This window comes from Aquimarina sp. U1-2, from assembly GCF_017897595.1.
In the GTDB taxonomy this organism is placed as follows: domain Bacteria; phylum Bacteroidota; class Bacteroidia; order Flavobacteriales; family Flavobacteriaceae; genus Aquimarina.
The window spans coordinates 315,992-329,565 of sequence record NZ_JAGKIK010000003.1 but is presented as its reverse complement, the minus strand read 5'-3'; the positions used below and the strand labels follow the sequence as shown (position 1 = coordinate 329,565).

At 38.3% G+C, this 13,574-nt stretch carries 17 protein-coding genes; 16 read left to right on the top strand and 1 reads right to left on the bottom strand.

What is annotated here, in order from left to right:
- Window positions 1–387 precede the first annotated feature (387 nt).
- From J8281_RS06415 to J8281_RS06385, 7 genes are all read left to right on the top strand, one after another.
- A complete protein-coding gene (locus J8281_RS06415; RefSeq protein ID WP_210196769.1) occupies window positions 388–942 on the top strand; it encodes a YceI family protein in 555 nt (184 codons plus the stop codon).
- A 40-nt stretch (window positions 943–982) separates the two neighbouring features.
- Complete coding sequence (locus J8281_RS06410; protein ID WP_210196768.1) at window positions 983–1,471, top strand: asparaginase domain-containing protein; 489 nt, start codon at window positions 983–985, stop codon at window positions 1,469–1,471.
- A 5-nt stretch (window positions 1,472–1,476) separates the two neighbouring features.
- A complete protein-coding gene (locus tag J8281_RS06405) occupies window positions 1,477–2,394 on the top strand; it encodes a helix-turn-helix transcriptional regulator (RefSeq protein WP_210196767.1) in 918 nt (305 codons plus the stop codon).
- A gap of 257 nt (window positions 2,395–2,651) precedes the next feature.
- Complete coding sequence (locus tag J8281_RS06400; protein WP_210196766.1) at window positions 2,652–3,461, top strand: RteC domain-containing protein; 810 nt, start codon at window positions 2,652–2,654, stop codon at window positions 3,459–3,461.
- Between the two features lie 293 nt (window positions 3,462–3,754).
- Window positions 3,755–4,039 (top strand): helix-turn-helix domain-containing protein, encoded by a 285-nt coding sequence (locus tag J8281_RS06395; RefSeq protein WP_210196765.1) that lies wholly within the window; start codon window positions 3,755–3,757, stop codon window positions 4,037–4,039.
- A 3-nt stretch (window positions 4,040–4,042) separates the two neighbouring features.
- On the top strand, window positions 4,043–4,795 hold the full coding sequence (locus tag J8281_RS06390; protein ID WP_210196764.1) for a hypothetical protein: 753 nt from the start codon (window positions 4,043–4,045) through the stop codon (window positions 4,793–4,795).
- Complete coding sequence (locus J8281_RS06385) at window positions 4,779–5,441, top strand: ATPase (RefSeq protein ID WP_210196763.1); 663 nt, start codon at window positions 4,779–4,781, stop codon at window positions 5,439–5,441. The genes J8281_RS06390 and J8281_RS06385 overlap by 17 nt, the downstream gene beginning before the upstream one ends.
- Window positions 5,442–5,598: 157 nt before the next feature.
- Here J8281_RS06385 and J8281_RS06380 read toward each other — a convergent pair whose 3' ends face one another.
- Window positions 5,599–6,243 carry an N-acetylmuramoyl-L-alanine amidase gene (locus J8281_RS06380; protein ID WP_371812591.1) on the bottom strand — a complete coding sequence of 215 codons (645 nt, stop codon included), beginning with the start codon at window positions 6,241–6,243 and terminating at the stop codon, window positions 5,599–5,601.
- Between the two features lie 183 nt (window positions 6,244–6,426).
- Between J8281_RS06380 and J8281_RS06375 the strand changes: the two genes are divergently transcribed.
- Genes J8281_RS06375 through J8281_RS06335 form a run of 9 tightly spaced genes read left to right on the top strand, consistent with a single transcriptional unit; the run spans window position 6,427 to window position 13,568 of the window.
- On the top strand, window positions 6,427–6,714 hold the full coding sequence (locus tag J8281_RS06375; RefSeq protein ID WP_210196762.1) for a hypothetical protein: 288 nt from the start codon (window positions 6,427–6,429) through the stop codon (window positions 6,712–6,714).
- Window positions 6,714–6,992, top strand: a complete 279-nt coding sequence (locus tag J8281_RS06370; RefSeq protein WP_210196761.1) for a hypothetical protein — start codon at window positions 6,714–6,716, stop codon at window positions 6,990–6,992. Before J8281_RS06375 ends, J8281_RS06370 begins: the two co-directional genes overlap by 1 nt.
- Window positions 6,985–9,387: a TraG family conjugative transposon ATPase gene (locus tag J8281_RS06365; protein ID WP_210196760.1), complete on the top strand. Its 2,403-nt coding sequence runs from the start codon at window positions 6,985–6,987 to the stop codon at window positions 9,385–9,387. The genes J8281_RS06370 and J8281_RS06365 overlap by 8 nt, the downstream gene beginning before the upstream one ends.
- 4 nt (window positions 9,388–9,391) lie before the next feature.
- Window positions 9,392–9,979, top strand: coding sequence for a conjugal transfer protein (locus tag J8281_RS06360; protein WP_210196759.1), 588 nt, complete (start codon window positions 9,392–9,394; stop codon window positions 9,977–9,979).
- Window positions 9,980–9,984: 5 nt separating this feature from the next.
- A complete protein-coding gene (locus J8281_RS06355; RefSeq protein ID WP_210196758.1) occupies window positions 9,985–10,809 on the top strand; it encodes a hypothetical protein in 825 nt (274 codons plus the stop codon).
- A 2-nt stretch (window positions 10,810–10,811) separates the two neighbouring features.
- On the top strand, window positions 10,812–11,435 hold the full coding sequence (locus tag J8281_RS06350; protein WP_210196757.1) for a conjugal transfer protein TraK: 624 nt from the start codon (window positions 10,812–10,814) through the stop codon (window positions 11,433–11,435).
- Window positions 11,416–12,345 carry a conjugative transposon protein TraM gene (gene traM, locus J8281_RS06345; RefSeq protein ID WP_210196756.1) on the top strand — a complete coding sequence of 310 codons (930 nt, stop codon included), beginning with the start codon at window positions 11,416–11,418 and terminating at the stop codon, window positions 12,343–12,345. The genes J8281_RS06350 and traM overlap by 20 nt, the downstream gene beginning before the upstream one ends.
- Window positions 12,342–13,199, top strand: a complete 858-nt coding sequence (locus J8281_RS06340) for a DUF4138 domain-containing protein (RefSeq protein WP_210196755.1) — start codon at window positions 12,342–12,344, stop codon at window positions 13,197–13,199. Before traM ends, J8281_RS06340 begins: the two co-directional genes overlap by 4 nt.
- 6 nt (window positions 13,200–13,205) lie before the next feature.
- Window positions 13,206–13,568, top strand: a complete 363-nt coding sequence (locus J8281_RS06335; protein ID WP_210196754.1) for a hypothetical protein — start codon at window positions 13,206–13,208, stop codon at window positions 13,566–13,568.
- Window positions 13,569–13,574: the final 6 nt, after the last annotated feature.

Genomic DNA, 13,574 nt, shown 5'->3' with positions numbered 1-13,574 from the left:
AAGCTTCAACACAGATGTTATGTTATTAATGAAATAAGCTTAGTTGATTTTTAAAATCTTTCGAAAGACAAAGGAAGCTTCATTTGCGCAATACCTTTCAACCTTTCACAGTTTCTGACAGAATCCTTATTTGTCAAATCCAAAATGATATTTGGAATACGATTGAATTATATTTTTAGTACTAATTTTTTTCTAACGTATATTTAATCAAGGTGTTTTACTTTGAAAAGTAACATAATTACTTTGATAGATGAAATAGTCAGCTTCACATAATACCTACCTTAGATGTATTCTTTGAATCGCGTTCAAATTCGTTGGCATGGGATTTCATTACTGCATGCTTAAAAGTTTTGATTGCAGGAATCAATTCATTTAAAGACCCAGGTTATGCCATACGTATGGAACATTGACAAAAACCACTCAAATATTAGCTTTAGCGTTGATTATGTTGGGATTGGGCTAATCAGAGGAATAATTAGAGAATTTAAAGGACAATTGATTCAAGACGAACCTGATTCCTTTGATAAATGCCAATTGGCGTTTGAAGGATGCCTCGACAGTATTGACACCAATTATCCGCTACGAGATAAATTCTTGAAATCAAGAACCTTTTTTAATACCAATATATGTCCTGTTTTTACATTCAAAGGCAAAAGGATGGAACCTATTGATGATGTTCACTATATCATACCTGGTAATTTGAGCATTAAAAACCACAAACAACTTGTATATCTGACCACTCGATACAACGGCATGGCAAAAGGAATCGATGCAAACCATACCATAGGATTTGAACTAACTGTACAAATTAATCGCTTTGATTTTGGATTGGATTGGAACCATCACAATGAGGAAGGCACTCCTATGTTTGGAAAAGCCCTTCATCTTCATATGGCCCTATTTCTAACCAAGCACAGCAATGCGCCTACTGCCCATTACTGATATAACTATGAAAAGGCTAATATTTAAAAATGGTGAAGCGATGATAAACATTATTACAACTGGTGGCACAATCGAAGGCTATGACAATTCTCGAAACCAGAATATTGGAAGAACCAAAATTTCCATTTCAGACTTTTTAATAGCAGCTAATGTGAATTTTGAATACACCATGAAATCTCTTTTTAAAAAGGACAGCCGAGAAATCACTGAAAACGACCGATTGAAAATCAGTGAGCAAATTCTGGTGTCTAAGTCTGATAAAATTCTGGTTACCCATGGCACCTATACCATGATAGATACTGCCGCATATCTTGGTAATCAAAATCTAAAGAAGACCATTGTTTTAGTAGGGTCTTTCATTTTCGGGAATGAAAAAGAATCAGATGCACCCTTTAATTTGGGTTATGCGATAGGCGCACTGCAGTTTCTTAGTCCAGCAGTGTACATCGCTATGAATGGCGAAATATTTCAATGGAACAAGGTTCATAAAAATTTGGCAATCAACAAATTTCAATCTCATGCAAACTAAGGCTCATGTTCGGCACAACAATACATTGGACGACCTTTTTCTATCTGTTGATAGATGTTTTCATTGTGTTATTTGCGATTTTAAAAGGAAGTCAATTGAAACAGGGTTCCATCAGACGGTATATAAACCTTGGTGGTTTGTTCATTGCCTATAATCTTAGTGGCGGCTTCTTGCCAATTACTAATTTTCCCGGTCCCTTAATTCTTCAGTATATCATAAACTATGGCATTGCAATTTGGCTTTGTGTGTATATGGCCTACTATCTCTACATGGAATTTGACATTGTTATGACCACAGCATATCTCTCAATCAAAAAGATTATTCTTTTGATGGCTGGTAGCTTTGTCTTTCTGTATTTGTTGCCATTTTACATCACCAATTCCATTACTATCGCAAGGGCATGCTTTACTATCCCTGTGGCAGGGATGGCGTTTTATTTTCTGTGGGCTTTCAGGGAACATGTAAAGCGAATACCCAAAACAAACTCATTTATGGTAAGAAGATATCAACTATCAATGCTTTGCGCTGTAAGTATAGTTCTATTGCCTGTATTGACCCTTTTTGGCGACTATCAGTGGTTAACTTTTACCGTGATGAACAGTGCGTTTTATGCCATTACGGCTATTGAGATAGACCGCTATCTGTATTTTCTTGAAAACAGGAATAAACTTTATGGCGTTTTCTCGCTTCAAAAAGGAAACACAGGAAAATCCTACGGCACTAAACTGGTTTATGAAAACCTCACCCGAAGGGAAATAGAGATAGCTATATCAATTCTCAGCCGAAGGTCGTATAAGGAAATAGGGGAAAACTTCTATATTGCCGAAAGGACTGTATCAAAACACGCTTCAAATATTTTCAAGAAAACAGGTGTGAAAAACCGAACCGAATTCCTCAAAAAATTTCATCCCAAACGGAAGTAAAAAACTTTATATAAAATGGAAACGTATGAAAATACGTTATCTACGTAAGTAATTACGTCGTTTCCAATTCTTTAAAGTCGAGAAATGACATTACCTTCATAGGCCTAAACTTTTCAAAATGAACCTAAGAAAAGAGTTAACCAGACACTATTGGAAGACACATTTACACCAATCGGAAATTCATTTATTTCTTGAAGATGTTCTACTTACGTTAACAAGCTTTTGGTAGTGGTTGTGACTTTTCAACCTACGGAAGCATGCTGTATCAAAAACTATCAGATGATTTTAAAGACAACCTTAGTAAGTTAAAGGTTCAGCAAAACGCGCCACTTTATCTGCGTAGACGAGTAATTCAACTATCTCAAAAATGCCTTTCGAACATGCGAAAGCAAGTTGTATCCAAAGGCTTCAAAACTGTTGGTAATGAGATAAATTTTTTTAAGAATTTAAAGCAGCTTCCCCTTGCTGAGTTAGTGTATCAAACAAAACGCATACAACTGCAGCTGCAGTTACCAAAAGGCGCTGTTAATCAAGAATTGAGTTACTATGCAACACAGCTTGATAATTGCAATGCATTTTTCCTAAAACACATTGACCTTGGCCACTATCTTGAAATGAACGACTCTTATCTTGATGAGTATTATTTCACACGAAAAGAAAACAGCAAAGGCTTCTTACATCAAGAACATAATTATCTTTTTGATATTGAATTCAATACCCCAGCAGATATGCTTTTGGCCGAATTCAAGGCTTCTACCAGAATGGTGGCCTTCATTGAGAACAAAATTAAATCACTGCAAGGAAATTCAATTGATTCAAAATTTGACATTCAATGTTTAGCCTCTAAAACAGACATTGTTGAGTTGATTTATTCCCTAGTTGCTTCTGGCGCAATAAAATGTGAAATAAAGGAACTGGCAAAGGCTTTTGAGCATATCCTTCAAATTGAGCTCGGCGATGTTTACCGCACCTTTGTAGAAATACGGGCGAGAAATAAAGACAACGCTAAGTTTCTTGATTCCCTCAAAGTTGCCTTAGTAACCAGAATGAAAGAAACCGACAATTAGAAAATGATGTTTTATTGTATTGGAAACATCCCCAAGTTATACCAACTTGGGTTTTCTATTTTTGATTGAAATAAATGATTTCGCAGGACTGAAATTAATGCCATCATCAATTCAAATCGCACCAAATAAGTCCAAAATCCAAGATGTTAAATTTTCACCCAACTTGGGTTCAACTTGTGAACAAAATCCATTAATCCCCTTCAATTTTGTAGAACGAAAGTCAAATCAGGTTAGGGGCTATCAAATGAGTTGACAGCCTATGCGATAGTCCCTTTCTTTTAAATCGTTCTATTATGCCGACATCAATTATTACTACAGATGACCTGCGGGAATTCAAAATGGAATTGCTCGACGATATTAAAACACTACTGGCCAGGCAGGCCTCTGGAAAAATCAAAAAGTATTTAAAATCATCAGAAGTAATGGAAATGCTTCAGATTAGTCCAGGCACCCTTCAAAATCTTCGCATCAACGGCACCTTGCCCTACACTAAAGTTGGTGGTATCATTTTCTATGACGTGGACGAAATTCAAAAGGTTATGGAAGCTAATCGCGTGCACCATGGGTTAAATTCCTAAAATATGAACTATATAAAGCTACTTAATGCGGCTTTTGAGAAGTTCTATTTTGATGACCGCTTAAATCCTACCCATATCAGTCTCTATATGGCGCTGTTCCAAGAATGGAACAGTTGCCGTTTTATGGATGAATTCTATGTGAACCGTAGGGAATTGATGCGTGTGGCAAAGATAGGTTCAAAATCAACTTACCATCGCTGTATCGTTGACTTGGATACCTGGTCTTATCTATCCTACTTTCCGTCCAACAATCCATACAAGGGTAGTAAATTCAAGATGTCCATTTTAGGTACAACCGATGAACCTGCTACGGGACAGTACAATCCCATATTGGAACAGCTTGCGGAACAGTACCATCCCATAGTTGTACCCGTTGAGGGACAGCACCATCCCAAAAATGGACAAGTAGTGAACCAGCACCGTCCCAATGGTGGACAAGCATTGGTATCTAATACAAACCATATCAAACAAGAAAACTTTATTAAACAGCCAAAGGACTTTCTGGCTGTGATTGATTTTTTTGAAGAAAAACATTTTGATGTGTCTGAGGCTGAAAAGTTTTATGCGCATTACAAAAATCGAAATTGGAAAACTGGCGATAACGAACCGATTAGGGATTGGCGTGCCGTGGCCATCAATTGGATGGATAGAACTGAACTATTCGCCACGGGAAACAAACCAAACAAGAAACAAGCGTCCCAGATTAAAGACAACCTGCGAACCACTAAAAGCAAAGACTATGGACAACCCCTCTAAAATCATCGAAGGCAGCGTGGAATATTCCCTAGGCGAATTTGACGGGAAACACGTCCTTTACGATTTCCCTAAAATATTGACCTATCTGGATGCAAAGGGCAAAATACTTTTTGGTAAAAAGTTTAGAATCTATGATGAGGACAAACCCATCCTTTTACGTCTTTGTTACTACATTATAAGGGATAAGGAAAACTGTGAGAAGTATGAAATTGACATTGATAAAGGCATCTTACTTTCGGGACCTGTGGGTTGCGGTAAGACCAGTTTGATGAAGCTGCTGAGATACATTGTCCCACACCATCGCCCTTATGAAATGATTCCTTGCCGAAACGTTGCCTTTGGGTTTAACCATCTAGGATTTAAAACCGTTGAAGACTATGGCAATATCAAATTCTATTGCTTTGATGATTTAGGCGTAGAACCAGCAGGCCGTTTTTATGGCAAGGACTTAAATGTGATGGGTGAAGTGCTACTCTCTCGTTATGAACTCTACCTTAACACTAAACGAAAAATCAAGACCCACGCTACCACCAACCTAAATGCCGAAGAACTGGAAGAACGCTATGGCAACCGTGTCCGTAGCCGTATGCGGGAACTCTTTAATTTGATCGCTTTTGATAAAGGGGCTGGGGATAAACGAAAATAATGCGGTTTTCAAAAAATTTAAACTATGGCAAAGTTTCAAGTTTTTGCCAAAACTTAATTTCTTTCTCTTCGGAAATATTTCCATAATAGGGCTACTTCTGAAATAAATTGTACCACAGTTTCCTTTAAGTTCCTTTTTAACTCTAAAAATAGTTCTTTCATAAATCTGAAGTATTTATAATTGATAAAATTGTAACAGCGATATCGTTGATATTAAGATTATCCGAGAGGTAACGGCTTTCATCCTCATTACTCAAAAAACCCAATTCCAAAAGCATCGATGGCATAAAATCAATTGTTTCCCGAAGCACCTGAAAGCCTGCAAACTTGACACCACGACTTTCAAAGCCCAACTTTTCATTAAAATCAGCCTGTAATTGGAACGCTGTCCAAACTGATTCACCATAATATTTAGATTGTGTATTGGACACATAGACTTCTACACCTCTTGCATCTGAATTATCAGAATGATTGCAATGCAGGGACAAAAACAAATCTGCTTTTAAGGCCTTGGCCAACTTGGTTCTATCAATCAAAGAAATTAGCGTGTCACCATATCTGGTCGAGTAGATTTCTAAAGGCGAATTTGACTTTTTAGTGAGCTTTAAAATGACCTTTGCAAGGTTTAACACTATATCTTTTTCCTGAGCTTCATTTTTACCAATCGCACCGGAATCATTTCCGCCGTGACCAGGGTCAATTACAACTATCTTTTTTGCATTCAAATCCTGACCCAAAAAGATGCAACTTTTGAGAAGTAAAATTATAAAACTGACGTTTTTGAGCCACTTTTTCATTTTCATCTTTTGGGTTTTCAACAGTTACACTTCAAAATTCCATAGAATTTAATGCCATTTAATAGCAACGAAAATCAAACCATATCAAATAATATTTTATTCACAAATATTTGATTTTCAGTTATTTATATTCAAATATATGTAAATTTCACATAATGAAAATGAACCAAAAATTTTAACCCATTCGTTATGAAAAAATCACTCCTTCTGGCGGTCCTACTTTCGCTATTATCCACATCGCTTTTTGCACAAATTGGTGGTATTGAAGATTCGGTCAACGATGTTTCCGATACCATCCGAGCTATTTTCCCAATCATATTAGGGGTCATCTTCCTTATTGGTTTCCTATTTAATGCAGGTCACTTCTTTGGCGAGAATGCCGACCTCAAAAAAGGGATTACCCGTGTATTGGTCTTTGTGCTTATCGCTGGCGCAGTAGTTGGAATCTTCACCTATTTAATAGGCATCGTAGTGTAGTGAAGAAGTTTGAAGTCTATAGAAATATGCGGAAACGGGCGGTCATCTTTGGCCTGCCCATTTCGCTATTTGCCTTAATGATGGTATCCATTTTGGCATCATTGCTCATCATCATCTTTTCGTTCAGCTTTGGTATCATTATCGGCTTAATGGTCTTTAATGGCGGACTCTATATTGCTTTGACCCGAATAGCCAACAACCCACAGCTTTTCCAAATGAGCAATCCCTTCCCAAAAATCATCAGTAACAAGCGTAATTCTGGTTTTGATTATGAATAAGTTGAACCTTTCAGCATATCAACCCATTGCAGATATTCAGGATAATATTGTCTTTGCCAACAATGGCAATGTTGTGCTATGCTATAAAGGGAACTTACCTGAAATCTACTCGCTTTCCGAAAAGGATTTTGAGGACATTCACGGTGCCTGGTTTCAAGCTTTGAAGTCATTACCTGTTGGAACGGTCGTTCATAAACAGGATATCTATTTGAAGAAGTCCTACTCGTCAGAACAATTGCCCAATGAATCTTTTCTTGAAAAAGCTACGCACAACCATTTTAAAGGTCGTGGGTATATCGAACATCAATGCTACTTGTTCTTTATCCTGACCAAAAACAAGGCACTCAACAACCCAAAATATGTCAATCCATTCCGAAGGGTTTCCAAAGGCATTTTCCAACAATTAGATGATAATATCAAGGTATTTGCTAACGCAGTAAGCGATTCGGTGTCCTTCATCAACAATAGCAGAAAGATGCGTTTTCTTTCGCTTCAAGCCAAAGACATACAGCAACTCACCACCGATTATTTCAACGGATTCAGCGAGGGATTTGATACCGATATCCTATTGGAAAAAAAGAACGTCACCATTGGTGACAATCATTTTGATGCCCTGGCCGTCAACAGTGAACTGTGCTTTGGCGAAAGTGTGCAGAGTAGCAAGACCAATGAGAAATTCACTTCGGACGATTTTGTGTTTCATCAGGGGTTTATTGATGGCTTAGGGCTTACGTTGAACGAGAACCACATCGTCAACCAAATATTGTATCTGGATGACAAACAGAAATGGCGCAAACTACTTGACAAGAAAATCGAAGAGCTGAACAAAAGTTCCAATTTCGGTTCGCAGAATAAAGTGGTACTTGGGAAAATCCAGCACATCCTTGACCAAATCAATGCCGACGACAATGCCCGGATAATTCGTGGTCATTTGAATGTAGTCTATTGGGCAAAAGACAAAAAGAGTCTGGATTCCATTACTTCAAAAATAAAGACCGAGTTTAAGGAACTGGATATCATCCCATACTATCCGAGGGGTGAAGAACGAAAAAATTACATCCTCAATAGCTATTGTTGCTATTCTTCCAATTTCTCAAACAATGATTTATACGTCACCGATTTAAAGCACGCGCTTTGCCTGTTCCTGAATAACACCAACTATAAATCTGATGACACCGGAATCATCTTTAATGACCGAGAGCATAACATTCCTGTTTTAAAGGATGTTTGGGATGAACGTAAGAAACGTATCAAAGCCCGGAACTTTGCCATTTTCGCCCCAACGGGTGAAGGCAAATCTTTTTTGGCAAATAATATACTACGCCAATATTTTGAGAGTGGCGTTCGCCTGGTCATTATCGATTTGGGTGGCTCTTATACCAAGTTTGCCAAACTCTACCCTGAAAAGTACACCGTACTTCGTTACAAAAGTGGAAAGAACTTGGGTATCAACCCATTCTTCATCAGCGATAAAAATGACTTGACACCAGAACGGCTTGAAGATTTATCTGTCTTCCTGTTTGAACTGTTCGCTTCAGATTTAAAAGTGACCAAGGCACAATCCGTTTCGGTCAAAAAGATATTGCGACACTATTACGATAGCACTTCAGAAAATCATTCGCTCGAAGGTTTCTACAATTTTATAGAAAGGCATCAGAAGGATATTCTGGGTGACCTAAAAATCCATCCCGACTACTTTAATGTAACGAGCTTTTTGCACGTAATGTCTGAGTATGTAGGCGATGGTCTATACAGCTTCCTATTTGAAGTAAGCGAAGACCAGACCTATAAAATCGAGGACAAGCGCTTGATTGTTTTTGAGCTGGATGAAGTGAAGGACAATAAGGAAATACTGTCCGTGATGCTCAAGCTCATAAAGTCGGCGATCCAACGCACCATCTGGCGCAACCGTGCCGAAAAAGGAATCATCCTTTTCGATGAGTTTGCCAAGCAACTGAAGTTTGACAACGTATTGGAAAGTGTAGAGTTCTACTATCAAGCCATCCGTAAACAGAATGGCGCTATCGGTATCATTCTACAGTCCATCAATCAGTTACCAAACAATTCCACATCGGCGAGCATACTCGAAAATACCCAAGTCATTTATAGTCTGAATAACGAAAAAGGCTATGATGAATTGGTCAAACGGCTAAATCTATCCAGCCACGATTTGAACCAATTAAAATCCATCAAAAACAACCTTTCCGGACCACGGAAGTACACCGAAATGTTCATCAAAATCGGGAAAGAAAGCAACATCTTCCGGTTGGAAGTTCCAAAAGAAGTGTATGCAGCTTACTTGACCGATGGAAAAGAAAACGAAGAAATAATGAAGTTCTACAACGAGCATCACGATATGGAAAAAGCAATCATTCAATTCACATCTAAAACATAACATTATGAAGACAAAAATCAAATCTTTTTTATTTGGGTTGGCTTTTATGGCAGCCCTTTTAATGCCAAGAGGTGCTACTGCCCAGGGAATGCCAGTATATGACAACACTAACTTTATCAGTTTGGCCAAGTCGCTTATTGAGTCGGCTAAACAGACGTCACAGCTTTTACAAACGGTCGAATTTCTAAAACAGCAAAAGGAAAACCTTGAAAAAGTGGCAGGCGTTATTCAAAATCTTAATGCCGTCAGTAAAATTGCCCAGAACCATCAACAGTTGTTCAATTTGGTTCAAAACGACCTTTCGGGTATTCTGAATTCGCCTTACATCAAGCCCGAAGAAATCAACCGTATTAGCAATTCATTTACCGAATTGTTGGACAATTCTGTTGAAACCGCTCAGTTCATTGACGACATCCTTTCCAGTGATTTCCTAAAAATGACCGATGCTGAACGTGCTGAAATCCTGAAAATCAAAGAACAGGAATCTAAAGAAATGATTTCCAGAGTTCGCACCAAGACAAAACGCTACGAGGATATTATTTCCTTTAGAAAAATGCAGGATAAAATCAATAACCGAGAAACCGAATACTAAAATCAATGTCAATAGGACTGGAATATATCGACACCGTCTTTCAGACGATTCAGAACAGCAGCTTCTCGCAGTACACCATTGCTGGGATGAAAACACTTGCCGTGCTGTTTTTTCTGGTCAATATATTGAAGAAATACAATGAAGGTGTTGCCAATAAGGACGGTTATACCTGGGGATTAAGTCCGGGCGAACTGGCCAAGAATTTTGCCATTGTACTAATTGTCATTTTTTCAACACAAGTACTTGGCTTCTTTGATGCTATTCTGGTTTCCATTGAAGGGCAATATCGAGGTACGGCACCAGCATTGCTTCCACTACAGATGCAGGATATTCCCATTGAAGAAGAAGTGAGTGTCATCGAGGTCGCAAAGGCTGCTATGTCATTATTGTATGAGGCTTTGATAACACCATTGTTCGGTTTTAAGATATTGGCGTTTATTCTTGGGGTTATTCTATGGCTATTGGACTTGTTCATCTATCCGCTTTTTCTGGCAGAACGCTTCTTTCTCTTAGGTATAATGCAAGCCTTTTTTCCGTTGGTCATTAGTTTGGCAGTATTTGAAAAGTTTCGTTCACTAGCCTATACGTTTTTCAAGTTATACGCAGCGGTCTATATGTTGGTGCCAGCTTTCTTCCTGGTCAACATTTTTGTGAATGCACTCTACACTGAAATTAATACCAACTTTTGGACGAATCTCTTCGGAACGGATGTTGGACAAGGCTTCTTTGCACCAGTGGTTCAATTAGGCTCTGTTGGCTTTATCGTGTTCCTAAAATTCAAACTGTATCGTCGTGCTATTTCTTTCACCCTCAGACTCTTTACCAGTTAACTATGAAAACACCTTACAAAAATATTTACAGCGTCTTGAAACTAAATCGACTTATTGTTTTAGCAGTTGTCATCTGTTCCCTGCTGTCCAGCAGTTTTGCCATTTGGATGGCATTTAAGACCGAACAGGATGCACTCAATAGTGCTTTTGCCATCAATACCGATGGCACAATCATTCCGTTAAAGCTCGTTACCCAAAAAGAGAACTTCAAAGTGGAAGCTCTGGCACACTTAGAACTATTTCACACCTATTTTTACAATATCGATGCTAGCAACTATGAACGCAATCTGGAAAAGGCACTTTGGCTGGCCAACAGTTCTGTGGATAATCTCTATCGTCAGAAAAAGGCCGATGGCGTTTACAACAGATTGCTTCAATACTCGCTGGTCCAAAAAGTACTGAGTATAGATTCCCAAGTAGAGCAGCAAAACGGAAGCTATGTTTTCCGGACAGTGACCATTTTTGAAATCAATCGTGGTTCGGTCATCGATACTTATGAACTCGTTTCCGCCGGAAATCTGATTATGGTGGACCGAAACTTTCCAAACAATCCACACGGGTTGTTGATTACCAATTATTTCGAAAACACTTTAAGAAAAATAGATTATGAAAGTAGAAAAGAATAAAATCATTTTTGCTGGCGTATTGGCCATCATTTTCCTCTTCCTCATTTCCTATTCGGTAATGCTGATGGAAGATGAGGACAGTGATGAAAATACCCTTCAACAGACTCTTGTGCCAGAATTGGAAGAAGACCAAAAGGAATACCATTCCAAACTCGATGCCATCAATGACCTAAAAGAAGTACGTGAAAGTACGGCACCAAGCATCTATGACGAAAAGTTATTGGATTCAACGGGGCTTTATAATCCTGATTTGCCTGAACAGCAAAAACAACAGATTGTGGACAGCATCTATAAAGCCAACAGAATTCAATATTCCGAGAAGAGTGGCAGAAGAGTTAGCCGAAAACGAGTTCCCAAAAAACAAGCCGTTGCAATAGATTCCTCGAAAGTCCAAAAAGAGAAGGAAATCGAAACCAAAGAAATTGGACTGGAACATCAATTGTTCTTTGCAGCTTCGCCAAAGGTCAATGAATTAACAATCATTGGTAATACCGATGAAACTATTTACGTGGTCGTTGATGGCGAACAGGTCGTAAAAACGAATAGCCGGTTGCGGATGCGATTGACAAAAGCTGCTGAAATCAATGGGAAGCTGATGCCTAAAAATACACCCATCTTTGGGTTTATAAGTTTTCAGCCCAATCGTGCTTTGATTGAAATTGAAAACATCAACCATCATCCTACAAAACTGAAGGCCTTCGATTTACAGGATGGCAGTGAGGGAATCTACGTGGAAAACAACTTTAGAGCTGAAGCTACAAATGAAGTATTAGATGATGTGGTGGGTCAAGTCAACATTCCCAGCCTTCCGCAAATTAGTGGTGTGACCAGGGTTTTCAGACGTAACAATCGCAGGGTAAAAGTTACGGTAGTCAATAATTACAAACTCATTTTAAAACCAAAACTATGAGACTATATTTTTCTTTAACAATAGCACTGTTTGCTTTCGCACCTCGACCTTGTTCGGCACAGGCTACAGCGAATAGTCAAAACACAACTGTCCTCGACACCATTTATGCCAATGATACCAAGAATGTAGCGCTGTTTTTTCCTGAACCTATTCGCCAGGGAATCACGGGTTCAGAGAATTTTGTGTTCACGTTCAACCGCGAGAAAGAACAGCATTTAGGACTGCTTCAAGCCAAGCGTGGAAAAGAAAGTAATCTACTGGTAATCAATAAAAATGGAGCAATTTTTTCGTATATTGTAAAGTACAAGGAAAAGCTATCTAAGCTGAATTATTTTATTTCTGATGCGAATAGTATCGGTAATGAAAATAGGTCTTTTGATAGTATTTCTGAAGAAAATGAAATTCCCAAAGTACCACTAAGCAGACAACAATATTTTGGGCGTTTTTGTTCATATCTCTTAAACCAGAAGCCGAACATTCCCTTAAGGCGAAACCGGAATGATGGTGTGGTTTTAAGACTTGAAAATATCGTTTTCGATAAGGAAGAATTGTATTTCGTTATCGAAATCAAAAACAAAAGCTCAATGGATTATGATTTGGATTTCTTGAATCTATCTGTTGAAACCCGACAAAAAGGCAAAAGGAAGTCTTTGCAAAGTATATATAAAGAACCACTTCACAAACATCGATTGCCTTCCAAAATAAAAGAAGGTACGGCCGAAAGATTGGTTTATGTACTACCAAAGTTTTCAATGTCTGATGAACGAAGGGTGGTTTTAGAACTCAATGAAAAAAACGGTGAACGTGATATCAAACTAAAAATCCCGCACCGAATGATAAATAACCCAAATTGATTGATTATGAAAAATATACTGATTTGCACTTTCGTTTTACTTTTCGTGGCCTGTGCCGAACAAAAAACGCAAACACCATCGGAAACTGCCAAAGTAGTAGCCCAAAGCTTTTTTACAAAAGACAAGTCTAAGTTAAAAACCCATACGACAGAAGAAGGTTACGCCAGCCTAGTGTCCATTCTGGATATGATACCTGAAACCAATGAAACCATAACCGTTGACATTTTAGACGAAAAAGTAGAAGGTGAAGCAACGTGGGTTAAATATAGTACTTCGTATGACGGAAAGCCAGGTATCTTTAAACTTGTTCAGGAAAATGGCAAATGGAAAGTTGACTACAATGGACCACGGGATAAAGGGCCTTTTTAAGTTGGC

What these genes read in the sequence shown, in the direction of transcription:
- J8281_RS06415 (WP_210196769.1), top strand. Translation starts at nt 388, where the DNA reads ATGCCATACGTATGGAACATTGACAAAAACCACTCAAATATTAGCTTT.
- J8281_RS06410 (WP_210196768.1), top strand. Translation starts at nt 983, where the DNA reads ATGATAAACATTATTACAACTGGTGGCACAATCGAAGGCTATGACAAT.
- J8281_RS06405 (WP_210196767.1), top strand. Translation starts at nt 1,477, where the DNA reads ATGTTCGGCACAACAATACATTGGACGACCTTTTTCTATCTGTTGATA.
- J8281_RS06400 (WP_210196766.1), top strand. Translation starts at nt 2,652, where the DNA reads ATGCTGTATCAAAAACTATCAGATGATTTTAAAGACAACCTTAGTAAG.
- J8281_RS06395 (WP_210196765.1), top strand. Translation starts at nt 3,755, where the DNA reads ATGCCGACATCAATTATTACTACAGATGACCTGCGGGAATTCAAAATG.
- J8281_RS06390 (WP_210196764.1), top strand. Translation starts at nt 4,043, where the DNA reads ATGAACTATATAAAGCTACTTAATGCGGCTTTTGAGAAGTTCTATTTT.
- J8281_RS06385 (WP_210196763.1), top strand. Translation starts at nt 4,779, where the DNA reads ATGGACAACCCCTCTAAAATCATCGAAGGCAGCGTGGAATATTCCCTA.
- J8281_RS06380 (WP_371812591.1), bottom strand. Translation starts at nt 6,243, where the DNA reads ATGAAAATGAAAAAGTGGCTCAAAAACGTCAGTTTTATAATTTTACTT.
- J8281_RS06375 (WP_210196762.1), top strand. Translation starts at nt 6,427, where the DNA reads ATGAAAAAATCACTCCTTCTGGCGGTCCTACTTTCGCTATTATCCACA.
- J8281_RS06365 (WP_210196760.1), top strand. Translation starts at nt 6,985, where the DNA reads ATGAATAAGTTGAACCTTTCAGCATATCAACCCATTGCAGATATTCAG.
- J8281_RS06360 (WP_210196759.1), top strand. Translation starts at nt 9,392, where the DNA reads ATGAAGACAAAAATCAAATCTTTTTTATTTGGGTTGGCTTTTATGGCA.
- J8281_RS06355 (WP_210196758.1), top strand. Translation starts at nt 9,985, where the DNA reads ATGTCAATAGGACTGGAATATATCGACACCGTCTTTCAGACGATTCAG.
- J8281_RS06350 (WP_210196757.1), top strand. Translation starts at nt 10,812, where the DNA reads ATGAAAACACCTTACAAAAATATTTACAGCGTCTTGAAACTAAATCGA.
- traM (WP_210196756.1), top strand. Translation starts at nt 11,416, where the DNA reads ATGAAAGTAGAAAAGAATAAAATCATTTTTGCTGGCGTATTGGCCATC.
- J8281_RS06340 (WP_210196755.1), top strand. Translation starts at nt 12,342, where the DNA reads ATGAGACTATATTTTTCTTTAACAATAGCACTGTTTGCTTTCGCACCT.
- J8281_RS06335 (WP_210196754.1), top strand. Translation starts at nt 13,206, where the DNA reads ATGAAAAATATACTGATTTGCACTTTCGTTTTACTTTTCGTGGCCTGT.